The following is a 25,055-nucleotide window of genomic DNA, read 5'->3' as shown; positions in this document are numbered from 1 at the left end:
ATCGACTTCGTTGTCGATGAGTTCGGCTGCCTATGAGGAGGATCATCCCGCTCCGCCGTGGATAACCTATCCTGAATGCGAGGAGGCAGCGCGGCGCTTCGCGCGAAATCACTCCGGTACCACCTACGTCTGGGATCCCATGTACGTGTATTATTACTACACTTACTATACCGGCGACGAATCCGTCTTCGGGGCTCCGGGCTGCCCGCTCGTCGAATAACGCTGCGGCCCGGACGACGCCGGGCGGCGCCGCCGGCTACCAGGGTAGCCGGCGGATAGCAGATGTCACGGACCCGCGGCGGCTGGCGTTATCAGCGCGACTGTATTTCCGCGAGCAGGTCCTTGCGGCTGAGCTTGCCGATCATCGTCTTGGGCAGGCTCTCGCGTACCACCACTTCGGATACGCGCTCGTGCTTGCCGAGCTTGCCGTTGAGCCAGGTGCATATTTCCGGCCCGTTCGTATCGGCGCCTTCGTTGAGGGTCACATAGGCGTGGGGAAGCTCGCCGTGATAGGCATCGGGCAGCCCTATCACGAGCGCTTCCTTCACTGCCGGGTGCTGATAGAGCACGGCTTCGATCTGGCTCGGGAAGACCTTGAACCCGCCGACCGCGATCATGTCCTTGAGCCGGTCGACGATGCGGATATAGCCGTCCTCGTCGATCGTGCCGACATCGCCGGTGCGCAGCCAGTGCCTGCCCTGAGCGTCGCCGAAGGGGTCATCGACGAAGACAGCTTCGTCGGCGTCGGGGCGGTTCCAATAGCCCTTCATGATCTGCGGACCGGAGACGACGATCTCGCCGGGCTCGCCCTGCGGCGGCGGGCGCGTCGGGTCTTCTTTGTCGACCAGCCGCACGCGCGTGCCGACGATCGGCTGGCCGATCGTGCCCGATTTGTTGAGCCCCTCATAGGGATTGGTCGAGACCACGCCCGAGCTTTCGGACAGGCCGTATCCTTCGATAACCCGCGCGCCGGTGATCGACTCCCAATTCTCCTTGAGCGCGGCGGGAAGCGGCGCTCCGCCCGAGATGCAGAAGCGCAGCGAGCTGAAATCGTCCGGCTTCATCCCCGGCGCGTCGAGCAGCGCCTGGTACATGGTCGGCACGCCCGGCATTGCGCGCGGGCGGGTGCGGCGCAGCTCGGCGATGGCCTGCTTGGCGTTGAACCGCGGCAGCATCACGATCTCGCCGCCGGTGATCACGGTGCGGTTGAGCACGCAGGTGTTGGCGAAGACGTGGAAGAAGGGGAGCACGCCCAGGATCCGATCCGTGACCTGGCCCATTTCGGGATCAAGCATCGCGACCTGGCGGGCATTGGCGGACAGATTCTGGTGGGTGAGCATCGCGCCCTTGGGCGTGCCGGTGGTGCCGCCGGTATATTGAATCAGCGCGAGATCCTGCTCGGGATCGAGCGCGATATCCTCGCACGCGCCGTCATTGGCGATCAGCTGCGAGAAGGCGGAGACGCGTGGGTCGTGCGGGCGCGGAGTAACTTCGCTGCCGCGGAACAGGCGGTAGAAGAGCGACTTGGCGGGCGGCAGTGCTCCCGCGACCGATCCCACGACCAGCCGCTCGAGCGCGCTCTGCTCGAGCACCTTGAGCGCCGTGGGGAGCAGCGCAGTGGCGGAGAGAGTGAAGAGCAGCCGCGTGCCCGAATCCTCTACCTGTGCGGCAAGCTCGTCGACCGTGTAGAGCGGCGAGAAATTGACGACCGTCGCGCCCAGCTTGAGGATGCCGTAATAGGCCGCGACATAGTGCGGCACGTTGGGCAGGAAGAGCCCGATCCGGTCGCCGCGGCTATAGCCGAGCGCCTTGAGCCCGCAGGCGACGCGATGCGCGCCGTTCAGCGTCTCGCCATAGCTGTATCTGCGACCCATGAAATCGAGCAGCGGTGCCTGCGGATGCGCGCGGGCGCTCTCCTCGAACAGCTGGACCATGGTGGCCGGCGGGAAACTCTGGTCCCAGGGTCCCGGGTGCCGATAGGCAGTGCGCCAGACGTGTTCGGGGTCACTCATTGACACGAGTGTAAGCGGCCTGTCTCCACCGTCAACGGGCCAGGCGCTTGCTCCAGGTCACCAGCACCGAGACAGCGAAGATCCCGACGTCGACGGCCGCCTGCATCCGCTGCGGCGCGCGATCGCCGCTCTGGTGCGCGAGGATGCGGATGTCGGCGCGCGGCGGGGAGGAGGAGAGGGCTGTCAGCGCGAGGAGCGCCGTGGCGCCGATCAGCATCGCCTGTCTGGATCTACGCATCGAACTCCCTCCAGGCCTGATCCTACGCCCTGGGGCGGCTGCCAGCAAGCGGATCGCGCGGGTCTCGGCCGCGCAATGGAAAACAATCGGAAACGGGATCGTCCTTTCCCGGACGCGACTGCGCGGCTAGGAGCCGTCACCATCGGACGGGAAGGGATCGAATGCAGGAACGCGCCGCGGTGGCGGGGACGGGTAGCGGCACGGAAGCGCGGCTGGAAGTGGTCGACGTGGTGCGCGGCTTCGCGCTGATGGCGCTGTTCCTGGTCCATATGATCGAAAGCTACGAGCTCTACTGGTTCAAGCCGCTGCCGGGCCCGATCGCCGACACGGTCTATCTGCTGTTCATGGGCAAGAGCTTCTCGCTGCTCGCGCTGTGCTTCGGCTTCAGCTTCTTCATCCTGATGGATCGCGCCGCGCAGCGCGGGACCGATTTCTCGCGACGGTTTGCGTGGCGGCTGCTGATCCTGGAGGCGATCGGCCTCGTGCATTCGATCATCTACCGCGGCGACATCATCCAGCTGCTGGCAGGTGTGGGATTCCTGCTGCTCCTCGCGCACCGGGTGCGCAGCAATCGCATGCTGGTGGCGGCGGCGGCCTTCTGCTTCGCCAGCCCGGTGCTTCTCGCGCAGCTCTTCGCCGCGATGACCGGGAACGGATGGGCGACGCAGCCGCCGAACCATTGGAACGATCCGGCGATGCAGGTCTATCTGCACGGCACGCTGGGCGAATATCTGCGCGTCAATCTGTGGCAGGGGCAGATCCCCAAATGGTGGTTCATGCTCGAATCGGGGCGCATGCTGCAGATCCTGGGCCTCTATCTGATCGGAATGGTGTTCGGGCGGATCGGCTTCTTCGCGCGGCTGGGCGATTTCGCGCGCGAGCGGTGGATTGCGTTCGGCGTCGCGGGCGCGGTGGCGCTGCTCCTCTATTTCTATCGCGACGGCCTGTCCGCATGGTTCGCCGCACAGGAGCATGGCGCAGCCGCCGACCGGCTGTTCGGCATGCTGATCGGAAGCTGGTTCGAGCTTTCGGGCACCTGCTTGTGGCTGCTGGTGCTGTGCGCGCTCTGGCAGACCGGCGCCCGGGCGCTGCTCCGGCCGCTCGCGGGCGCGGGCCGGCTGACGCTCACCTTCTACATTCTCCAATCAATCGTCTTCGTGCCGATCTTCTACGGATTCGGGCTCGGATTGTGGGACGACTGGAGCCAGGCGACGCGCCTGTGGGTGGGGCTGGGAGCGATCGCCGCGCAATTGGCGGCCGCCCATCTGTGGCTGCGCCATTTCCGCTACGGCCCGATCGAATGGGCATGGCGCGTGCTGACCTATTGGGGACGCGACATACCGTTCCGGAGGGAAGCGCCCGGGCGCGCGACCGGCTGAGCAGCGCCTGTGCGTTTGCAATCGATAGGGGCGCAAAAAAGAAACGGGCCCGGAGTTACCGGGCCCGTCGCTTTACCACTCGGCATTGCGCCTATTTGGCGTCGATCTTCTCGGGCCGCTTGCCGCCGCCCTTCTTGGGCTTCTTCGGTGCAGCCGGGGTGATCTCAAAGACGAGCGCGCCGTCCTTGAGCTTCACATTGACCTCGCCGCCGTGGAGGAGCTTGCCGAACAACAGCTCCTCGGCGAGCGGCTGCTTGATCTTCTCCTGGATCAGGCGGCCCATCGGGCGCGCGCCATAGAGCTTGTCGTAGCCGCGCTCGGTGAGCCACGCCTTGGACTCGTCGTCCAGCTGGATGTGGACGCCGCGGTCCGCCAGCTGCAATTCGAGCTGGAGGATGAACTTGTCCACCACGCGCGCGACGACTGCCGGCGGGAGATAGTCGAACGGCACGATCGCATCGAGGCGATTTCGGAATTCAGGGGTGAAGAGCTTCTTCACCGCTTCTTCCTGGACGTCCTCGCGGCTGCTCTCGCCGAAGCCGATCGACTCCTTGGCCATGTCCGACGCGCCGGCATTGGTGGTCATGATCAGGATCGTGTTCCTGAAATCGACCGTCTTGCCGTGGTGATCGGTGAGCTTGCCGTTGTCCATCACCTGCAACAGGATGTTGAACAGGTCCGGATGCGCCTTCTCGATCTCGTCGAGCAGCAGCACCGAATGCGGCTGCTGGTCGACTGCGTCGGTGAGCAGCCCGCCCTGATCATAGCCGACATAGCCCGGAGGTGCGCCGATCAGCCGCGAGACGCTGTGCCGCTCCATATACTCCGACATGTCGAAGCGCTGGAGCGGGATGCCCAGGATCTCGGCGAGCTGGCGCGCGACTTCGGTCTTGCCGACGCCGGTGGGGCCGCTGAACAGATAGTTGCCGATCGGCTTGTCGGGATCGCGCAGCCCCGCACGGCTGAGCTTGATCGCCGAGGCGAGCACTTCGATCGCCTTGTCCTGGCCGAACACGACGCGCTTGAGATCGGTCTCGAGATTGGCGAGCACGCGCGTGTCGTCGGTCGAGACCGACTTGGCCGGGATGCGCGCCATCGTGGCGATCACGGCCTCGATCTCCTTGGGCGTGATCGTCTTCTTGCGCTTGGACGGGGCGACCAGCATCTGCATCGCGCCGACTTCGTCGATCACGTCGATCGCCTTGTCGGGCAGCTTGCGGTCGTTGATGTAGCGCGCGCTGAGCTCCACCGCCGACTTGATCGCGTCGGGCGTGTATTTGACGTTGTGGTGCCCCTCGAACGCCGAGCGCAGGCCGGCGATGATCTTGATCGTATCCTCGATCGTCGGCTCGTTGACGTCGATCTTCTGGAAGCGCCGGAGCAGCGCCCGGTCCTTCTCGAAGTGGTTGCGGAACTCCTTGTAGGTAGTCGACCCGATGCAGCGGATCGTGCCGCCCGACAGCGCCGGCTTGAGCAGGTTCGACGCGTCCATCGCGCCGCCGCTGGTCGCGCCCGCGCCGATCACGGTGTGGATCTCGTCGATGAAGAGCACCGCATGGGGCAGCTTCTCGAGCTCGTTGACGACCTGCTTCAGCCGCTCCTCGAAATCGCCGCGATAGCGCGTCCCGGCGAGCAGCGCGCCCATGTCGAGCGAATAGATCACCGCTTCTTTGAGCACGTCGGGCACGTCGCCTTCGACGATCTTGCGCGCGAGGCCCTCGGCGATGGCGGTCTTGCCGACGCCGGGATCACCCACATAGAGCGGGTTGTTCTTCGAGCGGCGGCAGAGAATCTGGACGGTGCGGTCGACCTCGGGCCCGCGGCCGATCAGCGGATCGACCTTGCCGGCCCTGGCCTTCTCGTTGAGGTCGACGGTGAACTGCTTGAGCGCGGACTCGCCCTTGCCGGGCTTGGCCTCGCCCTTGGCGGACTTGTCCTCGTCGGCACCCTTGGGCGGGGCAGCCTCGGTCGCAGCGGCGCCCTTGCCGACGCCGTGGCTGATGTAGCTCACGGCATCGAGCCGGCTCATGTCCTGCTGCTGGAGGAAATAGACGGCATAGCTCTCGCGCTCGCTGAACAGCGCGACGAGCACGTTGGCGCCGGTCACTTCGTCGCGGCCCGAAGACTGGACGTGCAGGATCGCGCGCTGGACGACGCGCTGGAAGCCGCTGGTGGGCGAGGGATCGGTGGCCTGCTCGACCTTCAGCGCTTCGAGCTCGGTATCGAGATAATGGCCGACGGTGTTCTTGAGCTCGCCGAGATCGACGCCGCACGCGCTCATCACTTTCGACGCATGCTCGTCGTCGACGAGCGCGAGCAGCAGATGCTCGAGCGTCGCATATTCGTGGCGGCGCGAGGATGCGGCTTCGAGCGCCTTGTGCAGAGTGGTTTCGAGGGCGGAGGCGAAACTAGGCATTCGGATACAACTCCACTCGGGCCGACAGGATACACGGCCCGTTTCCCATTATGTCGGGATGGCTGAGCCTCGCATCAAGCGCACTGGCTCCGCACCGGAGTTGATTGGCGTGTTTGCCCGGCTCCGGTGCCGTCACGCTCATCTCTTGAATAGAGCGTCTGCGCTTGCGCGGTGATTAATGGCGCGGTTTATTTTTGCCCGACTTCGCTCGATCTCGGCTTCCAGCGCGGCAACGCGCTCCTGCAGTTCCTCCACCGAAAACGGATCGAGATCCTGCCGCGCGAGCTGGAGAAGCAAGTCGTCCTTGCGACGCGGAAGATTTTCGTCGGCGTCCATCACCTGCAGAACGTTGACCCTGCCACAGGCGATGTCAATAACGCCGGGCCGATGCCGTTCCCGAAAGCGACGACCCGATGCGCGTGCCCGAAATGATGACCGCAATCGATCCGGAGACTTCGGGAGGGCCGGAGGTGCTCGTGCCCGTCGAGCGCCCGGTGCCGCAGCCCGCGCCGGACGAGGTGCTGATCCGTGTCGCCGCGGCAGGGGTGAATCGCCCCGACGTGATGCAGCGGCTGGGCCTCTATCCGCCGCCGCCCGGCGCGCCGAAGATCCCGGGACTCGAAGTCGCGGGGACGATCGTGGCGGTGGGCGAGGAGCTTCCCGACGCGCTGATCGGGCAGCCGGTATGCGCGCTGGTCGCAGGCGGCGGCTATGCCGAATATGCCGTCGCGCCTTATGGCACCTGCCTGCCGGTGCCCGAGTCGCTCTCGATGATCGAAGCGGCCGCCATCCCCGAGACGTTGTTCACCGTGTGGACCAACGTGTTCGAGCGCGCCTATGCGGCAGAAGGCGACTGGCTGCTCGTCCACGGCGGCACCAGCGGGATCGGGATGACCGCGATCACGCTCGGGCGGCTGTTCAAGCTCAACGTGGTGGTGACCGCGGGCTCGGCCGCGAAATGCGCGGCAGCGCGCGAAGCTGGTGCCGCCGAAGCGATCGATTATCGCGCCGAGGATTTCGTCGCGCGGGTGAAGGAGATCACCGGCGGCCACGGCGTGGACATCGTGCTCGACATGGTGGGCGGCGACTATGTGCCGCGCAACCTGGAGTGCCTGGCCGAGGAAGGGCGCCATGTATCGATCGCGGTGCAGCGCGGCGCGCAGGCGGAGGTGCCGATCTGGCAGGTGATGCGCAAGCGGCTGGTGCTGACCGGATCGACGCTCCGCCCGCGCGACACGGCGTTCAAGAGCCTTGTCGCCGACGAGCTTCACCGCTCGGTCTGGCCGCATGTGAACGAAGGCCGGTTCCGGCCGGTGATCGATTCGACCTATCCGCTCGCCCGCGCCGCCGATGCGCACCGCCGGATGGAATCGGGCGAGCATATCGGCAAGATCGTGCTGACGCTGGAGGGCTAGGGTCTATCTCGCCGAGAGGGAAACACCGTTCGCCCTGAGCCTGTCGAAGGGCGCTTTCCAACCGCCTTCGCTCGTGGATGGCCGCCCTTCGACAAGCTCAGGGCGAACGGTGATGGCCCAGTTTGACGAGGGCAGATCTTAGCCTGCCTTGCGGAGCGCAGGGCGCGCGAGGCGATGTGCGGCGGCGGGCAGAAATTCGGCTTCCTCCCAGTCGCCGCGCGTCTTCATGCGCTCCAGCAGCCGCCGGGTGCCCGCGAGATAACCGGCCGGATCGGCCTCGATCGCGTTCGTCGTCCAGCGCCCGATATGGCCGCTACTTTCCTGCCGCATCGCGAGCAGATCGCTGGTGTAGCGCCGGGCGATCGCCTGGTCGGCGGGGTCTGGGCTTGCCGTGAGCGGGGCGAGCGCGATCCGCGCCTCGTGCGCCATGTGGCGCAGCACTGCCTGCGACAGTCGGCGGCGCGCCGCGACGATCGCGCAGACCTGCAGCGGCTCCGCGGCCACGGCTTCGACCAGCTCGTCCCCGAGGCGATAGAGTTCGCGATGTTCGTCGTAGAGCTGCTGCAGTTCCACCGGCTTTCCCTTCACGATCATTATAGAGTGCGGGGGCGAGAGGTCGGGCATAAGCCGGCCTTATGCGTCGGCGCGCGCGATTGATTTGACGGCGGGCGCAGCTGGCGGAAAGGGAGCCGCGATCACGAGAAAGGGGAGTGCCGCAAATGGAACCGCTGATCCTTCACGAATATGCGCCGTCGGGGAACTGCTACAAGATCCGGCTGACCGCGGCGCATGTCGGGGTGCCGCTCGAACGGCGGCAATACGACATATTGAAAGGCGAGACGCGCACCCCCGAGTTCCTGTCGCAAGTGAACGCCAACGGCCGCATTCCCGTGCTCCAGCTGGGCGAGCGCTTCCTGCCCGAGAGCAATGCCGCGGCCTTCTATCTCGCGGACGGCAGCCCGCTGGTGCCCGAAGACCGGTTTGCGCGGGCCGACATGCTGCACTGGCTGTTCTGGGAACAATATAATCACGAGCCCAACATCGCGACCGTGCGATTCTGGCGGACGCTGGTGGGCGAGGACCGGCTGAACGACCTCCAGCGCGCGCAGCTTCCCGCCAAGATCGCCGGCGGCGAAGCGGCGCTGGCGCTGATGGACGCGCACTTCGCGCGGCAGCCGTATCTGGTGGCGGGCGGGTTCACGCTCGCCGACATCCTGCTCTATGCCTATACGCATGTGGCCGAAGAGGGCGGGTTCGCCCTCGCGCCCTACCGCCACGTGCGGGAGTGGATCGACCGCGTCGCTGCCCAGCCCGGGCATATCGCCATCACCGATTAGCACCGACTTCGCCAATCCTCCCCCGCCAGGGGGAGGGTGGCGCCGAAGGCGATGGAGGGGGAGGAAGCACGTCGGCTGGCAGGTTCTGGAATCCACCCCCTCCGTCAGCCTGCGGCTGACACCTCCCCCTAGCGGAGGATTGGGAGGATTCGGAGGATCGGCCCGCGATCCGTTGATTTCCGTAGTGATACGGAAGCTGCCGCGATTCCAGTTGTAACATTCCCCCGCCATAGGGCGCTCAGTCTCCACGCGGGGGAATGATCATGGCAACGATCACCAGGCTTCCGTTCGACGCTGCGCATCTCGCCGATTTCCACGCCACCCAGCCGGCAATTCCGGAGCGGGTGGTGGGCGGTCGGCGCCAATATCGTACGATCTGGATCTCGGACGTCCACCTAGGCACCCGCGGCTGCAACGCCGAGATGCTCATCGACTTCCTCGACCATGTCGACAGCGAGAAGATGTATCTCGTCGGCGACATCATCGATGGCTGGGCGCTCAAGAAGCGCTTCTACTGGCCGGCGGCGCACAACGACATCGTCTGGCGCGTGCTCAAGCGTGCCAAGCGCGGCACCGACGTCGTCTATGTCCCCGGCAACCACGACGAGATGTTCCGCCAGTTCACCGGGCTGGATTTCGGCGGGGTTCGGATCAAGCGCCAGGATATCCACGAGACCGCCGACGGGCGCCGCCTGCTGGTGCTCCACGGCGACGAGTTCGACGCGATCACGCTCTCGCATCGCTGGCTCGCGCACCTGGGCGACGCCGCCTACGAAGGGATGATGGCGCTCAACCGCTGGCTGAACCGGGTGCGGCGGATATTCAACCTGCCCTATTGGTCGCTCAGCAAATACGCCAAGCAGAAGGTGAAGAACGCAGTCTCGTTCATCTCGAAGTTCGAGGAAGTGGTCGCGCACGAGGCTGCGCACCGCAATATCGACGGCGTCGTCGCCGGCCATATCCACAAGGCGGAGATGCGCGAGATCGAGGGTGTGCAATATTACAACGACGGCGATTGGGTTGAGGGTTGCACCGCGCTCGTCGAGCATTACGACGGTACCATGGAAATTCTCCATTGGGCCGACGAGATAGCGGCGCGCGATGCGCCCGAATCCGGGGCCAGACTAGAGGCGGCGTGACGGCGGCACCGGAGGCCGGCGAAGTGCGCATCGCAATCGTGACCGATGCCTGGGAGCCCCAGGTCAACGGCGTCGTCCGCACGCTCCAGTCCGTCCGCCGCGTGCTGGAAGCCCAGGGGCACGTCGTGAAGGTGATCTCGCCCGATCTCTTCTATTCGCTGCCGTGCCCCACCTATCCCGAGATCCGGCTGGCGCTCGCGCGCGTCGCGCAGGTGGGCGCGATGCTCGAGGAGTTCCGCCCCAATGCGATCCATCTGGCGACCGAAGGGCCGCTGTGCGTCGCCGCGCGGCGCTGGTGCATCCGCCACGACCGGCCCTTCACCACCGCCTATCACACCCAGTTCCCGGACTATGTCTCGGCGCGCTCGGGCGTGCCGGCGGAGTGGATCTGGCGCTACATCCGCTGGTTCCATGCGCCGAGCCAGGCGATCCTCGCCTCCACCCCCTCGATCCGCCAGTCGCTGATCGCGCATGGCCTCACCAAGGTGAAGCACTGGGGTAGGGGCGTGGACCTGAGCAATTTCCGTCCCGGTCTCGCCCCGCATCCGGTGATGGCCGAACTGGCGGGTCCGGTGCAGCTCTATGTCGGCCGCGTTGCGGTCGAGAAGAATATCGAGGCGTTCCTCAAGACCACGCACCCGGGCACCAAGGTGGTGGTGGGCGACGGCCCCGCGCGGGGAGCTCTGGAGGCGCGCTTTCCCGAGGCGAAGTTCCTGGGGCCGATGTTCGGCGCCGATCTGGCCGCGGCCTACAACGCCGCCGACGTGTTCGCCTTTCCCAGCAAGACCGACACCTTCGGGCTGGTGATGATCGAGGCGCTGGCGTGCGGCGTGCCGGTGGCGGGCTATCCGGTGACCGGACCGATTGACGTGCTGACGCCCGAGGTGGGGGCGACCGACGAGGATCTGACGGCGGCGATCGGCCGGGCGCTGACCAAGGACCCCAGGGCCTGCGCCGCCTATGGCCGCAGCTTCACCTGGGAAGCCAGCGCGCGCCAGTTCCTCAACGCGCTATGGCCGATGGAAGACCAGGATCAGGCCGCCTGAGTCTGACGGAGTCCTCTGATCGTCACCCCCCGCTTTCGCGGGGTGACCGAGTGGATTCGGCGGTCGTCGAATTGCCGATTGGCAGCGCCGGCGGGAATTGCGACCTTGCCCTTCGGGGCATCCCGCACTAAGTCGGGACCGTGACCGGCCGCCCGTGATGGGCGGCCCTTATTGTTTCTGGAGACTTCGACCGTGGCCCAGCCGCTGATGCCGCATGCGACCGCTTCCTGGCTGGTCGACAACACTTCGCTCTCGTTCGAGCAGATCGCCGACTTCTGCGGGCTGCACATCCTGGAAGTGCAGGCGATTGCCGACGACACTGCCACGACCAAGCTGACGGGGCGCGATCCGGTGCGCGCGCATGAACTCACCATGGAGGAGATCGAGAAGGGCCAGAAGGACCCGGACTATCGCCTCAAGATCCTCAAGGGCCCCGACCAGGTCCGCCGCACCAAGGGGCCGCGCTACACGCCGGTCTCCAAGCGCCAGGACAAGCCGGACGGTATCGCCTGGATCCTGCGCAACCATCCGGAAATCTCGGACGGCGCGATCGGCAAGCTGATCGGCACCACCCGCACCACCATCGCCGCGATCCGCGATCGCAGCCACTGGAACATCGCCAACATCACGCCCAAGGACCCGGTGACTCTGGGCCTGTGCTCGCAGCGCGAGCTCGACGCGCTGGTCGCCAAGGCTGCCAAGGCGGCGGGTGTCGAGGCACCGACGGACACGCGGCTGGAGGGCGACCGCGAGGCGCTGATCGAGCAGCTCCGCGCCGAGCGCGACGCGCACAGCCGAGAGGCGGAAGAGGGCGAAGAGGAAGCCGCGCCCGTCGAGCACACCGCCGAGACTTTGTTCAAGCATTGATCCGCGAGCCCCGCGCATGACGCGGGGCCGCGACCTGTGTAGCTTCGCGCCTTACGACTCGGCACGTGCCGGGCGACGAGGGAGGAGCGCGCATGTGTGACGAACTTACCGACGCCGACAACGAACGGTTCCTCGGCGAAGCGCTGTCGCGCCGGGCCTTCGGAGCCGCAACCGCGGCTGCCGGCATCGGGCTGATGCTGCCGATTCCCGCCAACGCGCTGCCGGTAAAGGGGCAGGACGTCACGATCCGTACGCCGGACGGCGTTGCCGACGCCTATTTCGTGGCGCCTGGCGAGGGCAAGCACCCCGCAGTGCTCGTCTGGCCCGACATCATGGGACTGCGCCCCGCGTTCCGCCAGATGGCCGATCGGCTCGCACAGTCGGGCTATGCGGTGCTCACCGTCAATCCCTTCTACCGCTCCGCCAAGCCGCCCTACACCGGGCCGGGAGAGGACCCGGCGAAGGTGCGCGACCGCGCCTTCGAGTACCGCAAGCTGCTGACTTCGGAAGCGACACTTCGCGATGCCGGGGCATTTATCGCCTTCCTCGACGAACAGAAGGAAGTGGACCAGAAGCGCGGGATCGGCACCACCGGCTATTGCATGGGCGGGCCGATGGTGATGCTCACCGCCGCGGGCTCTCCGGCGCGGGTGCGCGCGGGCGCGACCTTCCACGGCGGCGGGATGGCGACCGAGGAGATGCTGGCGCGTATCCCGCAGATGAAGGCGAGCTACCTGGTCGCGATCGCAGCGAACGACGATGCACGCGCTCCCGCCGACAAGGACAAGCTGCGCGAAGCATTCGCCGCTGCGAAGCTGCCCGCGGAGATCGAAGTCTATCCGGACACGCTCCACGGCTGGTGCCCGCCGGACAGCCCGGTCTACAACCAGCCCCAGGCGGAGCGCGCGTGGGCGCGGCTGCTCCATCTGTTCGAAACGGCGCTTTAACGAAACCCCGTGGCACTTGACCACGGGGCTGGGGCGTGTTCACATAATGTTCTAGCCGGCGCGAGTCGCTGAGGGGAGTGACGTCATGACGGACGAGCTGGTTTTCTACACCAATCCCATGTCACGCGGCCGCATCGCGCGGTGGATGCTCGAGGAGACGGGCGCCGACTATCGGATCGAAGTGCTCGACTATGCCTCGACGATGAAGGGCGATGCCTATCTTGCGATCAATCCGATGGGGAAGGTGCCGGCGATCGTCCACAAGGGGCATGTTGTCACCGAATGCGCGGCGATCTGCGCCTATCTGGCCGATGCCTTTCCCGAGGCCGAACTGGCGCCGCGGCCGGAGGAGCGGGCCGACTATTATCGCTGGATGTTCTTCGCGGCGGGGCCGCTCGAACATGCGATCACCAATAATTTCGCCAAATTCGTTCCTTCGGCCGAGCAGGGGCGGATGTTCGGCTATGGCTGCTATGACCAGGCGGTGGACGTGATTGAGCAGGCAGTGCGCGCGCATCCCTATATCGCCGGCGACCGCTTCACCGCGGCGGACGTCTATGTCGGATCGCAGGTCGGCTGGGGCGTGCAGTTCGGCACGCTGCCCAAGCGCGACGCCTTCGTCGATTATTTCGCTCGGCTGAGCAGCCGCGATGCGGCCAGGCGCGCCGACGAGAAGGACAATGCGCTGATGCCGGCGCAGGAGCCGGCCTGATCCGCGTCAGGGCGCTATCGCGTACCGGGCATGGACGCGCGCGCGCGTCTCGATCGGGCGCGGCGAAACATTGATCGCGACCGGCGGTGGCGGCGCGGCGGCGGCGAGCGATACGCCCGGTATCGATTCGATATCGGCGTTGACCACCATATCGGGACCGGCGGCCTGATCGTTGAGCGTGAGCAGCGGCCCGAGCTTCACATTGGCGCCCGCTGCCATCGCCTGTGCTTTCGCTTGCGCATCGGCGATCGCGGCCGTGGTCGCGCGGCGCTGGGCCTCCTCCGGATCGCTGAGGAAGAAATTCTGCAGCCGCGCGTCGCGCGCACCCAATCGTGCCGCCAAGCCCGCCGCAGTGCCAGCCTTGTCGACGGCCGCCGTTTGCACCGTCCCCTGAAGCGTGGCGACATAGCCGGTCACGGCGCAGGCGCCGGTGCTCAGGCGCGGGCGGTTGTTGTAGTTGCCCGGCCCGTCGCACGCGGGCTCGCGCGTCTCGATCACGCTCACTTCGCCCGAGGTCAATTGAGTGTCGCGCCCAAGCAGGCCGGCAAGCCCTCCCGCGATTGCTTTCTGCTTGGCGGCTAGCGCCTCGCTCGCCTCGTCGGCGGTCTTGCCCTCGCCGGTCACCCAGTAGACGAGGTTGGCCTTGTCCGGTTTGGTGGAGACTGTCGCGGTTCCCACCACCTGGATAAAGGGGATGGGATTGGGTCGCTCCTGCGCCAGTGCGGATGCCGGCAGCAGCGTGACGATCATCGCGGCGATCATGCGCATAATTCCCCCCAATATCTGGAGGTCAGGCTATGCGGTCATCATGACGACGTAAAGGCTGCCGATCAGGCTGAGCGGGGCAGGCGCTTCATCCGCTCGGGCAGCTCGGCCATCACACGCCGGCGATCTTCGGGATCGGTGGCGCCCCAGCGGACGATCTCGTCGATCGTGCGGCCGCAGCCGATGCACCAGCCGGTGCCGGGATCGATGCGGCAGACGTCGATGCACGGAGAGGGAATGCGGCCGGCGTCGTCCATGGCCGCGGCTGCCGGGTTCAGGCCTCGATAGTGTAGTTGAGGAAGTCGGGCATCGGCCCGTTCCAGCCGTCGTCGGGCCCGTCGTCGGAAGACTGCGAGGCACGGCGCCCGCCGCGGCGAGGCTCTTCTGCGGGCTTGCGGACAGGTTTTTCCGCCGCCGCCCGCGCTGGCTTCTCTGCGCGTTCCTCGGCGGGCCTTTCCTCGGCCCTCTTGCGGCCGCCGCGCTCGCGCTTCCTGGGTGCGGCTTCCTCGCCTGCGTCGCGCTCGCGCCGCTTGCGCGGTTCAGGCTTGGCGGCTTCGTCGCCCTCGGCAGCCGCGGGCTTGCCCACGCGCTCGATCTTCTGGCCGGTGAGCTTCTCGATCTGCGCGATGTTCTCGGCGTCCTCGGGAGTCACCAGCGTATAGGCGGTGCCCGTCGCGCCCGCGCGGCCGGTGCGGCCGATACGGTGGACATAGTCGTCGGGATGCCAGGGCGCATCGAAGTTGAAGACGTGGCTCACGCCCTTGATGTCGAGCCCGCGCGCCGCGACGTCGGAAGCGACGAGGATGTTGACGTCGCCCGCCTTGAACCGGTCGAGCTCGGCGATGCGCGCCGACTGATCCATGTCGCCATGGATCTCGGCCGAGCGGAACTTGTACTTCTTGAGGCTCTTGTTGAGCTCGCGCACCGTGGTCTTGCGGTTGCAGAAGATGATCGCGGTACGGACCTCCTCCTGCTCGAGCAACGCCCGCAGCGTCTTGCGCTTCTCGAAGCCGCTCGCGGGCACTTCGACGATCCGCTGGGTGATGTTGATATTGGTCGACGCGGGGCGTGCGACCTCGATCGTCTTGGGATCGTTCAGGAACTTGTCTGCCAACTTCTTGATCGGCGGCGGCATCGTCGCCGAGAAGAGCAGGGTCTGACGGTTCTTGGGCAGCCTGGTGCAGATTTCCTCGATGTCGGGGATGAACCCCATGTCGAGCATCCGGTCCGCCTCGTCGATCACCAGCAGGTTGCATCCGGTGAGCAGGATCTTGCCGCGGCCGTACAGGTCCATCAGCCGACCCGGCGTGGCGATGAGGACGTCGACGCCCTTCTCCAGCGCCTTTACCTGATCGCCCATCTGCACGCCGCCGATGAGCAGCGCCATCGAGAGCTTGTGGTGGACGCCGTACTTCTCGAAATTCTCGGAAACCTGCGCAGCGAGCTCGCGCGTCGGCTCGAGGATCAGCGAGCGCGGCATCAGCGCGCGGGTGCGCCCTTCGCCCAGGATGTCGATCATCGGCAGGACGAAAGCGGCGGTCTTGCCCGTGCCCGTCTGGGCGATGCCGATCAGATCGCGGCCCATCAGCACCGACGGGATCGCCTGCTTCTGGATCGGAGTCGGATCGGTATAGCCCGCGGTGGTCACCGCACGCAGAAGGTCGTCAGAAAGGCCGAGATCGGCAAAGCTCATGCGGTTTTCCGGAAAAGGGCGCAGTTTCCCACGCCGCCAAAGCCTTCACGCGCTTGCGGATTTGCTCGCCGATGTCAAGCCGCAGCGGCGATCAAGGAGCGGCCCAAGCCGATTTTGGGAAGCTGAAAAGCGCGCCTAATCATTCGGCTCCAGCGTCACCAGCTGATCGACGCCGCACGCGCGGCCCGAGCGCGAACGAATGTAATCGCGGCCCGCGCACATCTTCTTGTCCTCGGTCGCCTTCATGTAGAAGCCCGAATAAAAGCCCAGTGCGGGGCAGTTCTTGCCCAGCTTGGCCCGAAGCTGCGTTCCGTCCTTGAGCAGCAGGTCGACGCTGTCGAAGCGATTGACCGTGAAGCCGGCGACTCGCTCCATCTTCACGCAGTCCCAGCTCTTCTTTTCCTTCATCGCGGGGCGCGATTCCGAGCGGAGGATCACGGTGGTGGAGGTCACGCTCACCCGCGGCACATGCACGGTCACGCGCTGCTGCATCAGCCCGGCAGCCGTTTCCCAGTCGATCGGGTTCACGGCCGGAGTGGCCGGAGCAGCGAGCAACAGCAGGAAGCCGGAAGCGGCAGTCAGCGGATTCGGCATGGCGGGCTTTGCTTCTAGGGCACAGGTTTGAACGGTGGATGAACTGGCATGGAGCGTGCTAATTGCCCGCCACCATGACTCCAGCACAAGCCCGGCTCGTCGAGCAAGTCCGCGAACGCTTCGGCCCCAAGGTCGCGATCACCGATTCCCAGACCATCGAGCCCTGGCTGACCGACTGGCGCGGCCGCTTCCATGGACAGGCACCCGCGATGTTCGCGCCCGGCGACACCGGGGAAGTGGCGACGATCGTGCGGCTGGCGGGCGAGGCAGGCGTGCCGATCGTGCCGCAGGGCGGGAACACCGGTATGGTCGGCGGGGCGACTCCGCCCGCGGACGGGTCCGCGCTGCTCCTCAGCACGCGGCGGATGAACCGCATCCGATCGCTCTCGGCCGAGAACAACTTGGCGGTCGCCGAGGCGGGGGTGATCCTCGCCGATCTGCGCAGCGCCGCCGAGGCGGAGGGGCGTCGTTTTCCGATGGACCTCGGCGCGCGCGGCAGCGCCACGATCGGTGGCCTCGCTTCGACCAACGCGGGGGGAACGCAGGTGCTGCGCTTCGGCACGATGCGGAGCCTGATCGCGGGTGTCGAGGCCGTGCTGCCCGACGGATCGATCCACGACGGGCTGGCGGCGCTCAAGAAGGACAATCGCGGCTATGATCTGAACCAGCTGCTGATCGGCGCCGAAGGGACTTTGGGCATCGTGACCGCGGCGGCGCTGCGGCTGGTGCCCGGCGTCGCAGCGCGGGCGGTCGCCTGGGTGGGGCTCGAAAGCCCGGCGAGCGCGCTTGCGCTGCTGCGTGCGATGGAAGCGCGTACCCAGACGATCGAGAGCTTCGAGATCATTCCCGATGCAACGCTCGCGCTGGTGCTCGGCCATGTCCCCGGCAGCCGTGCGCCGCTCGACACCCGCCATCCCTGGCACGTGCTGATCGAAGCAGTCACCACCGATCCCGGCGACGAGGCGCCCGCCGCGCTGCTCGAACGGCTTCTTGGTACTGCACTCGAGCAGGGGCTGGCAGGGGACGCGGTGATCGCTGCCAGCGAAGCGCAGGCCGAAGCCTTCTGGCGCATCCGCCATTCGATCTCCGAGGCCGAGCGTGCGGCTGGCCCCGCACTCCAGCACGACATCTCGGTGCCCGTGGAGGATATGCCGCGCTTCATGGTGGAGGGCGGCGCGGCGGCCGAGGCGCGCTTCCCGGGTACGCACGCTGTTGCCTATGGCCATCTCGGCGACGGCAACGTCCATTTTCATGTCCGCGCGCCCGCGGGGATCGATCCCGCCCGCTGGTATTCCGAGGAGGGGCCGGCGATCACGCGATTCGTCCACGACATGGTGGTGGCCGCCGGCGGATCGATCTCCGCCGAGCACGGGATCGGCCAGATGAAACGTGCCGAATTGGAACGGCTTAGCTCGCCCGCACGGATCGCGGCGCTCAGGGCGATCAAGGGCGCGCTCGATCCGCGCGGGATTCTCAATCCCGGCAAGCTGGTGGCGCTTGCGCCCGACGGTCGCACGCCATAGACCTTCGCGGAATCATTTCACCTAATCTGCATTCATTCCAGGAGAGTATGATGGCCAGCGCGCCACAGCAGTCGCTTCCGCTTTTCTATAACCGCATCGAGCCGCTTTCGAGCCAGGTGCACAGCGAATTCCGCGTCCGCAGCACGGACAAGGCCCTGTTCCTGGCGAAGCAGCATGCGGTGCCGGTGACGGTGGAGGAATTTCCGCTGGTGCAGCGCTACATGCCGATCGTCTTCTCGGTGGGCGACGACCCCGTTCCGCTCGCGCTGATGGGCCTGAACGAAGGCGTGAACACCTTCTTCGACGAGGAAGGCAAGCTCATCGACCCGAACTTCTACGTTCCGGCCTATGTCCGCCGCTATCCCTACCTCCTCGCGCGGCTCCGTCCGGACAGCGACGAGCTGTCGCTGTGCTTCGATCCGACCTCGGAGACGATCGGCGCGTTCGAGGAAGGCGAGAAGCTGTTCGAGGATGGCGAACCGAGCCAGCTCACCAAGAACATCCTCCAGTTCAACGAGCAGTTCGAGCAGGCGGGTGCCCGCACCTCGCTGTTCATGAAGGAGCTCAAGGAGCTCGACCTGCTGATCGACGGCGAAGTCTCGATCCAGCCTGAGGGCGCGGCGCAGCCGTTCGTCTATCGCGGCTTCATGATGGTCGACGAGAAGAAGCTGAACGAACTGCGCGGCGACCAGCTGCGCAAGATCGTGCAGAACGGCATGCTGCCGCTCATCTATGCGCACCTCTTCTCGCTGTCGATGATGCGCGACATCTTCGGGCGCCAGATGCGCGCGGGCAAGATGCCCGAGCCGCAGCTCGTCAATCCGGCCTGACCTTCTTCCCTCTCCCCTCCCGAGGAGGGGAGAGGGCTGCGCAGCAGCCACGGGAGCTTCGCTCCGCTCTACCCCTCTCCAACCTCCGCTAGGCGCTGAAGCGCCAAGCTCCGGTATCCTTTTCCCTATCAAGGGAGAGGAAATTGTAGGCAGCGCTGGCGCGCTCCATGTAGCCGCCAAGCCGCCATTTATCCGCCGCGACAACGCACCGGTACGCATGGCCGCCGGTCGATTCACAACGGCTGATCGCTCCGCGGGCACGGCCGCCCGAACTCGTCGCTTGGCCCTTGAACTCCCTGGAGTCTCACTTATATTCGTCTTGTACGGCTTCGTGTCCCCCCTTTCGCGGGGTCGTACGGCACGCCCTCGGGCGTGTCTCCTCCCTGAACCTTGGCCACCTCGTGCCTAGTGCACGAGGTGGTTTTTTTATGCGCTCATTCGGCGGCGATGGCGCCGGGAAGCGCCTCGTCGGCGACGGCGTCGACGATGCTCCGCAGCAGCGCCGCCGTGGAGGGGAGGCCGGGGCCGGGGCCGTCCAGCGCTGGATCCAGATACAGCGTCCGATCGAACTCGAGCTGAATCGCGTGGATTCCGCCCTGCGGATCGGCGTGGCGCTCCAGGATATAGCCGCCCGAATAAGGCGCGTTGGCCGCAGTCGCCACGCCGTGCGCGCGCGCGACGGCTTCGATCCGTCCCAGGAAGCGCGCCCCTGCGGACTTGCCGAATCGATCGCCGAGCACGAGCCGGGGCGCCGTTGCCGCGGCGCCGAGCGGGGGCATCGAATGGACATCGAGCAGCACCGCGATGCCGAACCGCGCGCGCGCCGAGGCCAGCGCTGCGCCGAGCGCCGCGTGATAGGGGCGATGGTCCGCCGCGATCCGCGCTTCCACTTCCTCGCCACACAGCCGCCGCTGCCATATGTCCCCCGAATTGCCGGCCCGCCGCGGCACCAGCCCCAGGCCGCTGCGCAGCTTGGCCGAGAGCGGCTGGCCCGGGTACAGGGCGCCGTCGTCGAGACGGGGGTCGCGTTCGTGCTCCGCGCGGTTGAGATCGATCCAGGCGCGCGCGCGCTGCGCCAGCAGCAGCGTCTCGGCGCCGCGCGCATCGAGCGCCAGAGCGTCGGCATAGCGATCCTCGAGCACGCGGAGCGCCGTGAGCGGCACCCGGATCGCCGAGCGGAGCGGAAGCGGATAGTCGCGCCCCGCGTGCGGCACCGAAAGCACCACCGGCGTGATCGGCTCCAGCGGCCCGAATCGCGCGAAGGAAGGGGGCGGCGTCACGGCCCATGCCTATCACGAGACGCTGTTGCGGCAATGGTTTGCGGCCAAACGCGCTGGAAAATCTTAAGGCGTTGGCGCATAAGATGAGGCCCTGTGACTGGCTAGGTAGGTCGATGATCCGTATTCTGCTGGCCGAGGATGACCGCGTGATGCGGGAATACCTCACCCGTGCGCTCGAGCGCTCGGGATATGCGGTCAGCGCCGTCGATCGCGGCACCGAAGCGATTCCGCTGCTGGAGGCGGAGCGGTTCGATCTGCTGCTGACCGATATCGTGATGCCCGAGATGGACGGGATCGAGCTCGCCCAGCGCGCGAGCGAGATGGCGCCGGAGATGCGCGTGATGTTCATCACCGGCTTCGCCGCAGTGACGCTCAAGGCGGGCAAGCAGGTGCCCCAGGCGCGTGTTCTCTCGAAGCCGTTCCACCTGCGCGACCTGGTGCTCGAGGTCGATCGGCTGTTCGAAGCGGAGAATGTCGGGCTCAATTGATTTTTGGCGCATTCGAGTGCTTGCGCGCCGCACCAAGCCTCGCTAAAGGCCGCGCTCCCGGAGGGCGTGTAGCTCAGTGGTAGAGCACTGTGTTGACATCGCAGGGGTCGCAAGTTCAATCCTTGCCACGCCCACCATTCAAAAGGCTCGTCAGGCTAACGCCTGGCGGGCCTTTTTGCTGAAGCCGGCCGGATAGGCGGATTTGGGCGCCCCGCGCGGGCGCACGAATGCCGGCCCCCGGCCTTCGCCGGGGAACCGTCAGGGTAGCGACAGGCAGCGCGGCACGCCGGCCGCGCGCACCTCAGATGTGGAGCGCGCGTCCGTAGGCGCCGAGCACGGCCTCGTGCATCGTCTCGCTGATCGTCGGATGCGGGAACACCGTCTCCATCAGCTCGGCCTCGGTGGTCTCCAGCGTCTTGCCGATGGTGTAGCCCTGGATCATCTCGGTGACTTCGGCGCCGATCATGTGCGCGCCGAGCAGCTCGCCGGTCCTGGCGTCGAACACCGTCTTCACGAAGCCCTCGGGCTCGCCGAGCGCGATCGCCTTGCCGTTGCCGATGAAGGGGAAGTTGCCCACCTTCACCTCATAGCCGGCTTCCTTGGCCTTGGCCTCGGTGAGGCCGACGCTGGCGATCTGCGGGTGGCAATAGGTGCAGCCCGGGATGTTGCGCGGGTCCATCGCGTGCGGGTGCTTGCCGGCGATCGCCTCGGCAGCGATCACGCCCTCGTGGCTTGCCTTGTGCGCGAGCCAGGGCGGCGCGGTTACGTCGCCGATCGCATAGAGGCCGTCGACGTTGGTCTTGCACGCCGCATCGGTGACGATGTGGCCGCGCTCGGTCTTCACGCCCAGCGTTTCGAGGCCGATGTTCTCGGTGTTCGGCACGATGCCGATCGCGACGATCACATGGCTGAACTCGGACACGGTGACCTTGCCGTCCTTGTCCTTGATCGATGCCTTCACGCCGGTGCCGGTGACCTCGAGCTTGTCGACGCCGGTCGAGGTCAGGATGGTCATGCCTTGCTTCTTGAACGCCTTCTCGAGGTGCGCCGAAATATCCTTGTCCTCGACGGGTACGACTCGGTCGAGCATCTCGACGATGGTCACCTCGGCGCCCATGTCGTTGTAGAAGCTGGCGAACTCGACGCCGATCGCGCCCGATCCGATGACGAGCAGTTTCTTCGGCATCTGGGGCGGAGTCATCGCGGTGCGATAGGTCCAGATGCGCTTGCCGTCGGCCTTGGCGAAGGGCAGGTCGCGGGCGCGGGCGCCGGTGGCGACGATGATGTTCTTGGCAGTCAGCTCGGTCGTCTTGCCGTCCTCGGCGGTGACGGTGAGTTTGCCCTTCCCGGTCAGCTTGCCGGTGCCCATGTGCACCGCGACCTTGTTCTTCTTCATCAGGTGCGTGACGCCCTGATTGAGCTGCTTGGCCACCCCGCGCGAGCGCTTGACCACCGCTTCCAGGTCGGCGCTGATCTTCTCCGCGGCCAGCCCGTAATCCTTGGCGTGCTGCATATAATGGTAGATCTCGGCCGAGCGGAGCAGCGCCTTGGTGGGGATGCAGCCCCAGTTGAGGCAGATGCCGCCCAGCAGCTCGCGCTCGACGATCGCGGTCTTGAGCCCGAGCTGGCTCGCCCGGATCGCAGCAACATAGCCGCCGGGTCCCGATCCGAGCACGATCACGTCATAGGATTCAGCCATTGGGTCTTTCCAACTCTCTGCTTGTGTCTCAGCTTTCGGCCGCAACCGGCCGCGGCTTGCGGTTCTCGTCGATCGCGACGAACACGAACTGCGCCTGGGTGACCAGGCAGCTCTCCTCGGCGTGGCGGGCGCGGCGCCAGGCGGCGACGTCGATCGTCATCGAAGTGCGGCCGACGCGGACCAGATCGGCATAGACCGACACTTCGTCGCCCACCGCCACCGGCGCGTGGAATTTCATTCCCTCCACTGCGATCGTGACTGCGCGGCCCTTCGAATGGCGCGAGGCGACGAGCCCCGCGGCCATGTCCATCTGGCTCATCAGCCAGCCGCCGAAGATGTCGCCATAGGGATTGGCGTCGGCGGGCATGGTGGTCACCCGGATCGCAGGCTGGCCGTCGGGGCGTGTGAGCTCATCCATTCGCGTTGTTTCCCCTGCTGCGGGCGAGCCGCTTGCGATCGATCGCATAGGCGCGGCGCATCGGGCTCACGCCCATCAGCACCACCGCGACCATGCAGGCATAGGCGACCAGCCAGATATCGTCGGTCGCGCGCGGATAGGACCAGGCGGCCGCCCAAGCGATCAGCACCGCGGCGACCAGGCCGATCGCGATGTGGATCACTTCGATGAGGAGGCGCACGCCGCCGGGCCCCTCAGGCGATCATGCCCATCGGGGCTTCGACCAGCTCCTTGAACAGCTTCATCAGCGCCGCGCCGTCGGCGCCGTCGATCGCCCGATGATCGAAGCTGCCGGTCACGCTCATCACGGTCGCGATCTGCAGCGCGTCGTCGACTACATAGGGGCGCTTCTCGCCTGCGCCGATCGCCATGATCATGGCCTGCGGCGGATTGATCACCGCGTCGAACTGCTTGATCCCGAACATGCCCATGTTGGAGAGGCTGGCGGTGCCGCCCTGATACTGCTCGGGCTTGAGCTTGTTGTCCTTGGCCAGCGCCGCGAGCTCCTTCATCTCGGTCGAGATGGCGGAGACGCTCTTGTTGGCCGCGTCGCGGATGATCGGCGTGATCAGGCCCGAGGGCGTCGACACCGCGACCGAAACGTCGGCGCGGCTGTATTTGATCAGCTTGTCGCCGGCATAGGTGACGTTGCATTTGGGGCTCTGGATCAGCGCGACGCCCAGCGCCTTGATCAGCAGGTCGTTGACCGAGAGCTTCACGCCACGCGGATCGAGCGCCTTGTTGAGCTCGCTGCGCAGCTTGAGCAGCGCGTCCAGCCGGATGTCGACGGTCAGATAGATATGGGGGATCGTCTGCTTGGCCTCGGTCAGGCGGCGCGCGATCGTCTTGCGGATGTTCGAGAGCTTCTCTTCCTCGTGCGGGATGCTCTCGTCGTACCACACCGGCTTGTGCTCGGCGGGCGCGGCGGCAGCAGGTGCAGCGGCTGCGGCAGGCGCGGCGCCGGGCTGGGCGGCGGGGGCAGCGCCCGGCTTGGCGCCTTCGATATCGGCCTTGACGATGCGGCCGTTCGGTCCCGAGCCGGTCAGGCCCGACAGATCGACGCCCTTTTCGGCGGCGAGGCGCTTGGCAAGCGGGCTCGCCTTGACGCGGTCACCGCTCGCAGCGGCGGGAGCGGGCGAGGGGGCCGGCGCGGCGGCAGGCGCCGGAGTCGGTGCAGGCGCGGCTTCGGCCTTGGGCGCGGGCGCCGGAGTGGGTGCGGGGCTCGCAGCCGGAGCCGCAGCCGATACGTCCTCGCCTTCGCCGGCGATGATCGCGATCACCGTGCCGACCTTCACATTGTCGGTGCCCTCGGCGACCAGGATCTTGCCGATCGTACCTTCGTCGACTGCTTCGAACTCCATCGTCGCCTTGTCGGTCTCGATCTCGGCGAGCAAGTCGCCGGACTTGACCGTGTCGCCTTCCTTGACGAGCCACTTGGCGAGGGTGCCCTCTTCCATCGTGGGTGAAAGCGCCGGCATCTTGATTTCGATCGACATGGAGTTTCCCGTCGTTAGGTCCTGGGGATGAGGATGGCCCTCCTTTGCCGCGGCATTCCCTAGGGTCAAGGGGCTTGGGCTTGCGCGAGCGCCATTGGCGGGGCAGCTAACGCGTCGAACAGGGGATTTCTTACGATGCGTACCTATCTGGTGGTGATCGACGAGAGCACCGAATCCGAGATCGCGCTGCGCTTCGCCGCGCGCCGCGCCGTGAAGACGGGCGGCAACGTCGAGATTCTCGCGCTGATCCCCAAGCCAGACTTCGTCCAATGGGGCGGCGTGATGGCGACGATCGAGGAAGAAGCGCGCCAGCGCGCCGAGGCGCTGGTCGCGCGTGCCGCGGGCACCTTGTTCACCGAATCGGGGCTCAACCCTTCGATCACGGTGCGCGAGGGCGACGGCGCCAAGGTGGTGCGCGAGATGATCGCCGCGAATCCGGAGATCGCCGCGCTGGTGCTCGGCGCCGCACCCAGCGGCGCGCCGGGGCCGCTGGTGACGCACTTCACCGGCGCAGACGCGGGCAGCTTCAGCGTACCGGTGATGATCATCCCCGGCTCGCTCGACGTTGCGGCGATCGACCGGTTGAGCTGAGGGGGGCCTTCCTGCGAGGGAGTGGTGACGTTTTTACGCTCCCTTCGTCACCCCGGCCTTGTGCCGGGGTCCACTGCACAGCCGGATAATGGCGGCGCGGCTCCCCCAGAAACCTCATCGCCAGCACTGCT

26 protein-coding genes and 1 tRNA gene are annotated in these 25,055 nt (G+C 66.5%); 13 read left to right on the top strand and 14 right to left on the bottom strand.

Translation table 11 applies throughout. The features are described 5' to 3' along the window. Window positions 1–311: 311 nt before the first annotated feature. Together ACMGDH_RS12970 and ACMGDH_RS12965 are read right to left on the bottom strand one after the other, a co-directional pair. Window positions 312–2,012: a long-chain-fatty-acid--CoA ligase gene (locus ACMGDH_RS12970; RefSeq protein WP_436828379.1), complete on the bottom strand. Its 1,701-nt coding sequence runs from the start codon at window positions 2,010–2,012 to the stop codon at window positions 312–314. 31 nt (window positions 2,013–2,043) lie between these two features. Beyond that, window positions 2,044–2,250 carry a hypothetical protein gene (locus tag ACMGDH_RS12965; protein WP_436828378.1) on the bottom strand — a complete coding sequence of 69 codons (207 nt, stop codon included), beginning with the start codon at window positions 2,248–2,250 and terminating at the stop codon, window positions 2,044–2,046. A gap of 161 nt (window positions 2,251–2,411) precedes the next feature. Here ACMGDH_RS12965 and ACMGDH_RS12960 point away from each other — a divergent pair, with 161 nt between their 5' ends. Then, window positions 2,412–3,629 (top strand): DUF418 domain-containing protein, encoded by a 1,218-nt coding sequence (locus ACMGDH_RS12960; protein ID WP_436828377.1) that lies wholly within the window; start codon window positions 2,412–2,414, stop codon window positions 3,627–3,629. A gap of 91 nt (window positions 3,630–3,720) precedes the next feature. Here ACMGDH_RS12960 and clpA read toward each other — a convergent pair whose 3' ends face one another. Both clpA and ACMGDH_RS12950 read right to left on the bottom strand, forming a co-directional pair. Further along, the gene (clpA, locus tag ACMGDH_RS12955; protein WP_436828376.1) at window positions 3,721–6,045 is read right to left on the bottom strand and encodes an ATP-dependent Clp protease ATP-binding subunit ClpA; all 2,325 of its coding nucleotides are present in this window, start codon (window positions 6,043–6,045) and stop codon (window positions 3,721–3,723) included. Window positions 6,046–6,183: 138 nt separating this feature from the next. Continuing rightward, on the bottom strand, window positions 6,184–6,381 hold the full coding sequence (locus ACMGDH_RS12950) for a DUF1192 domain-containing protein (protein ID WP_436828375.1): 198 nt from the start codon (window positions 6,379–6,381) through the stop codon (window positions 6,184–6,186). A 77-nt stretch (window positions 6,382–6,458) separates the two neighbouring features. Between ACMGDH_RS12950 and ACMGDH_RS12945 the strand changes: the two genes are divergently transcribed. After that, window positions 6,459–7,460, top strand: a complete 1,002-nt coding sequence (locus ACMGDH_RS12945; RefSeq protein ID WP_436828374.1) for an NAD(P)H-quinone oxidoreductase — start codon at window positions 6,459–6,461, stop codon at window positions 7,458–7,460. A 138-nt stretch (window positions 7,461–7,598) separates the two neighbouring features. Here the strand turns inward: ACMGDH_RS12945 and ACMGDH_RS12940 are convergent, their stop codons facing one another. Further along, window positions 7,599–8,033: a hypothetical protein gene (locus ACMGDH_RS12940; protein ID WP_436828373.1), complete on the bottom strand. Its 435-nt coding sequence runs from the start codon at window positions 8,031–8,033 to the stop codon at window positions 7,599–7,601. Between the two features lie 146 nt (window positions 8,034–8,179). Here ACMGDH_RS12940 and ACMGDH_RS12935 point away from each other — a divergent pair, with 146 nt between their 5' ends. The 6 genes from ACMGDH_RS12935 (at window position 8,180) to ACMGDH_RS12910 (ending at window position 13,508) form a co-directional block, all read left to right on the top strand. Further along, on the top strand, window positions 8,180–8,797 hold the full coding sequence (locus tag ACMGDH_RS12935; protein WP_436828372.1) for a glutathione S-transferase family protein: 618 nt from the start codon (window positions 8,180–8,182) through the stop codon (window positions 8,795–8,797). Window positions 8,798–9,060: 263 nt separating this feature from the next. Beyond that, a complete protein-coding gene (locus ACMGDH_RS12930) occupies window positions 9,061–9,936 on the top strand; it encodes a UDP-2,3-diacylglucosamine diphosphatase (RefSeq protein WP_436828371.1) in 876 nt (291 codons plus the stop codon). Between the two features lie 23 nt (window positions 9,937–9,959). Further along, window positions 9,960–10,982: a glycosyltransferase family 4 protein gene (locus ACMGDH_RS12925; protein ID WP_436828631.1), complete on the top strand. Its 1,023-nt coding sequence runs from the start codon at window positions 9,960–9,962 to the stop codon at window positions 10,980–10,982. A gap of 192 nt (window positions 10,983–11,174) precedes the next feature. Further along, window positions 11,175–11,849 carry a DUF1013 domain-containing protein gene (locus tag ACMGDH_RS12920; RefSeq protein ID WP_436828370.1) on the top strand — a complete coding sequence of 225 codons (675 nt, stop codon included), beginning with the start codon at window positions 11,175–11,177 and terminating at the stop codon, window positions 11,847–11,849. Window positions 11,850–11,941: 92 nt separating this feature from the next. Beyond that, window positions 11,942–12,796, top strand: coding sequence for a dienelactone hydrolase family protein (locus ACMGDH_RS12915; protein WP_436828369.1), 855 nt, complete (start codon window positions 11,942–11,944; stop codon window positions 12,794–12,796). Between the two features lie 85 nt (window positions 12,797–12,881). Next, window positions 12,882–13,508: a glutathione S-transferase family protein gene (locus tag ACMGDH_RS12910; RefSeq protein WP_436828368.1), complete on the top strand. Its 627-nt coding sequence runs from the start codon at window positions 12,882–12,884 to the stop codon at window positions 13,506–13,508. Window positions 13,509–13,514: 6 nt separating this feature from the next. Here the strand turns inward: ACMGDH_RS12910 and ACMGDH_RS12905 are convergent, their stop codons facing one another. From ACMGDH_RS12905 to ACMGDH_RS12890, 4 genes are all read right to left on the bottom strand, one after another. Further along, window positions 13,515–14,270 carry an SIMPL domain-containing protein gene (locus ACMGDH_RS12905; protein WP_436828367.1) on the bottom strand — a complete coding sequence of 252 codons (756 nt, stop codon included), beginning with the start codon at window positions 14,268–14,270 and terminating at the stop codon, window positions 13,515–13,517. Between the two features lie 68 nt (window positions 14,271–14,338). After that, the gene (locus ACMGDH_RS12900) at window positions 14,339–14,530 is read right to left on the bottom strand and encodes a DUF1289 domain-containing protein (protein ID WP_436828366.1); all 192 of its coding nucleotides are present in this window, start codon (window positions 14,528–14,530) and stop codon (window positions 14,339–14,341) included. 17 nt (window positions 14,531–14,547) lie between these two features. Beyond that, complete coding sequence (locus ACMGDH_RS12895) at window positions 14,548–15,966, bottom strand: DEAD/DEAH box helicase (RefSeq protein ID WP_436828365.1); 1,419 nt, start codon at window positions 15,964–15,966, stop codon at window positions 14,548–14,550. 135 nt (window positions 15,967–16,101) lie between these two features. Continuing rightward, window positions 16,102–16,560 carry a hypothetical protein gene (locus tag ACMGDH_RS12890; protein WP_436828364.1) on the bottom strand — a complete coding sequence of 153 codons (459 nt, stop codon included), beginning with the start codon at window positions 16,558–16,560 and terminating at the stop codon, window positions 16,102–16,104. Window positions 16,561–16,634: 74 nt separating this feature from the next. Between ACMGDH_RS12890 and ACMGDH_RS12885 the strand changes: the two genes are divergently transcribed. Together ACMGDH_RS12885 and ACMGDH_RS12880 are read left to right on the top strand one after the other, a co-directional pair. Continuing rightward, window positions 16,635–18,083, top strand: a complete 1,449-nt coding sequence (locus ACMGDH_RS12885; RefSeq protein WP_436828630.1) for an FAD-binding oxidoreductase — start codon at window positions 16,635–16,637, stop codon at window positions 18,081–18,083. Between the two features lie 50 nt (window positions 18,084–18,133). Beyond that, on the top strand, window positions 18,134–18,913 hold the full coding sequence (locus ACMGDH_RS12880) for a SapC family protein (RefSeq protein WP_436828363.1): 780 nt from the start codon (window positions 18,134–18,136) through the stop codon (window positions 18,911–18,913). A 434-nt stretch (window positions 18,914–19,347) separates the two neighbouring features. Here ACMGDH_RS12880 and ACMGDH_RS12875 read toward each other — a convergent pair whose 3' ends face one another. Continuing rightward, window positions 19,348–20,193: an N-formylglutamate amidohydrolase gene (locus ACMGDH_RS12875; protein ID WP_436828362.1), complete on the bottom strand. Its 846-nt coding sequence runs from the start codon at window positions 20,191–20,193 to the stop codon at window positions 19,348–19,350. Between the two features lie 113 nt (window positions 20,194–20,306). Here ACMGDH_RS12875 and cpdR point away from each other — a divergent pair, with 113 nt between their 5' ends. Both cpdR and ACMGDH_RS12865 read left to right on the top strand, forming a co-directional pair. Then, window positions 20,307–20,681 carry a cell cycle two-component system response regulator CpdR gene (gene cpdR / locus ACMGDH_RS12870; RefSeq protein WP_436828361.1) on the top strand — a complete coding sequence of 125 codons (375 nt, stop codon included), beginning with the start codon at window positions 20,307–20,309 and terminating at the stop codon, window positions 20,679–20,681. Window positions 20,682–20,743: 62 nt separating this feature from the next. Continuing rightward, window positions 20,744–20,818: transfer RNA gene (locus ACMGDH_RS12865), tRNA-Val, on the top strand. 164 nt (window positions 20,819–20,982) lie between these two features. Here ACMGDH_RS12865 and lpdA read toward each other — a convergent pair. Genes lpdA through ACMGDH_RS12845 form a run of 4 tightly spaced genes read right to left on the bottom strand, consistent with a single transcriptional unit; the run spans window position 20,983 to window position 24,333 of the window. Then, window positions 20,983–22,380, bottom strand: coding sequence for a dihydrolipoyl dehydrogenase (gene lpdA, locus ACMGDH_RS12860; RefSeq protein ID WP_436828360.1), 1,398 nt, complete (start codon window positions 22,378–22,380; stop codon window positions 20,983–20,985). 28 nt (window positions 22,381–22,408) lie between these two features. Next, window positions 22,409–22,798 carry an acyl-CoA thioesterase gene (locus ACMGDH_RS12855; RefSeq protein WP_436828359.1) on the bottom strand — a complete coding sequence of 130 codons (390 nt, stop codon included), beginning with the start codon at window positions 22,796–22,798 and terminating at the stop codon, window positions 22,409–22,411. Next, window positions 22,791–23,018 (bottom strand): hypothetical protein, encoded by a 228-nt coding sequence (locus ACMGDH_RS12850; RefSeq protein WP_436828358.1) that lies wholly within the window; start codon window positions 23,016–23,018, stop codon window positions 22,791–22,793. The genes ACMGDH_RS12855 and ACMGDH_RS12850 overlap by 8 nt, the downstream gene beginning before the upstream one ends. Window positions 23,019–23,031: 13 nt before the next feature. Further along, on the bottom strand, window positions 23,032–24,333 hold the full coding sequence (locus ACMGDH_RS12845) for a pyruvate dehydrogenase complex dihydrolipoamide acetyltransferase (protein WP_436828357.1): 1,302 nt from the start codon (window positions 24,331–24,333) through the stop codon (window positions 23,032–23,034). Window positions 24,334–24,468: 135 nt separating this feature from the next. Between ACMGDH_RS12845 and ACMGDH_RS12840 the strand changes: the two genes are divergently transcribed. Next, window positions 24,469–24,924 (top strand): universal stress protein, encoded by a 456-nt coding sequence (locus tag ACMGDH_RS12840; RefSeq protein ID WP_436828356.1) that lies wholly within the window; start codon window positions 24,469–24,471, stop codon window positions 24,922–24,924. The last annotated feature ends 131 nt before the right edge of the window (window positions 24,925–25,055 follow it).

It is taken from the genome of Sphingomonas radicis, assembly GCF_051400635.1.
Classification (GTDB): domain Bacteria; phylum Pseudomonadota; class Alphaproteobacteria; order Sphingomonadales; family Sphingomonadaceae; genus Sphingomonas.
Note: the sequence above shows the minus strand (reverse complement) of the source record. Positions and strands in the feature narration are given on the sequence as shown.

Coding starts and splice junctions, on each gene's coding strand:
- ACMGDH_RS12910 (WP_436828368.1), top strand. CDS start 12,882: ATGACGGACGAGCTGGTTTTCTACACCAATCCCATGTCACGCGGCCGC.
- ACMGDH_RS12905 (WP_436828367.1), bottom strand. CDS start 14,270: ATGATCGCCGCGATGATCGTCACGCTGCTGCCGGCATCCGCACTGGCG.
- ACMGDH_RS12915 (WP_436828369.1), top strand. CDS start 11,942: ATGTGTGACGAACTTACCGACGCCGACAACGAACGGTTCCTCGGCGAA.
- ACMGDH_RS12960 (WP_436828377.1), top strand. CDS start 2,412: ATGCAGGAACGCGCCGCGGTGGCGGGGACGGGTAGCGGCACGGAAGCG.
- ACMGDH_RS12965 (WP_436828378.1), bottom strand. CDS start 2,250: ATGCGTAGATCCAGACAGGCGATGCTGATCGGCGCCACGGCGCTCCTC.
- ACMGDH_RS12900 (WP_436828366.1), bottom strand. CDS start 14,530: ATGGACGACGCCGGCCGCATTCCCTCTCCGTGCATCGACGTCTGCCGC.
- ACMGDH_RS12935 (WP_436828372.1), top strand. CDS start 8,180: ATGGAACCGCTGATCCTTCACGAATATGCGCCGTCGGGGAACTGCTAC.
- ACMGDH_RS12885 (WP_436828630.1), top strand. CDS start 16,635: ATGACTCCAGCACAAGCCCGGCTCGTCGAGCAAGTCCGCGAACGCTTC.
- ACMGDH_RS12970 (WP_436828379.1), bottom strand. CDS start 2,012: ATGAGTGACCCCGAACACGTCTGGCGCACTGCCTATCGGCACCCGGGA.
- ACMGDH_RS12945 (WP_436828374.1), top strand. CDS start 6,459: ATGCGCGTGCCCGAAATGATGACCGCAATCGATCCGGAGACTTCGGGA.
- ACMGDH_RS12895 (WP_436828365.1), bottom strand. CDS start 15,966: ATGAGCTTTGCCGATCTCGGCCTTTCTGACGACCTTCTGCGTGCGGTG.
- ACMGDH_RS12855 (WP_436828359.1), bottom strand. CDS start 22,798: ATGGATGAGCTCACACGCCCCGACGGCCAGCCTGCGATCCGGGTGACC.
- clpA (WP_436828376.1), bottom strand. CDS start 6,045: ATGCCTAGTTTCGCCTCCGCCCTCGAAACCACTCTGCACAAGGCGCTC.
- cpdR (WP_436828361.1), top strand. CDS start 20,307: ATGATCCGTATTCTGCTGGCCGAGGATGACCGCGTGATGCGGGAATAC.
- ACMGDH_RS12950 (WP_436828375.1), bottom strand. CDS start 6,381: ATGGACGCCGACGAAAATCTTCCGCGTCGCAAGGACGACTTGCTTCTC.
- ACMGDH_RS12840 (WP_436828356.1), top strand. CDS start 24,469: ATGCGTACCTATCTGGTGGTGATCGACGAGAGCACCGAATCCGAGATC.
- ACMGDH_RS12890 (WP_436828364.1), bottom strand. CDS start 16,560: ATGCCGAATCCGCTGACTGCCGCTTCCGGCTTCCTGCTGTTGCTCGCT.
- ACMGDH_RS12845 (WP_436828357.1), bottom strand. CDS start 24,333: ATGTCGATCGAAATCAAGATGCCGGCGCTTTCACCCACGATGGAAGAG.
- ACMGDH_RS12930 (WP_436828371.1), top strand. CDS start 9,061: ATGGCAACGATCACCAGGCTTCCGTTCGACGCTGCGCATCTCGCCGAT.
- ACMGDH_RS12880 (WP_436828363.1), top strand. CDS start 18,134: ATGGCCAGCGCGCCACAGCAGTCGCTTCCGCTTTTCTATAACCGCATC.
- lpdA (WP_436828360.1), bottom strand. CDS start 22,380: ATGGCTGAATCCTATGACGTGATCGTGCTCGGATCGGGACCCGGCGGC.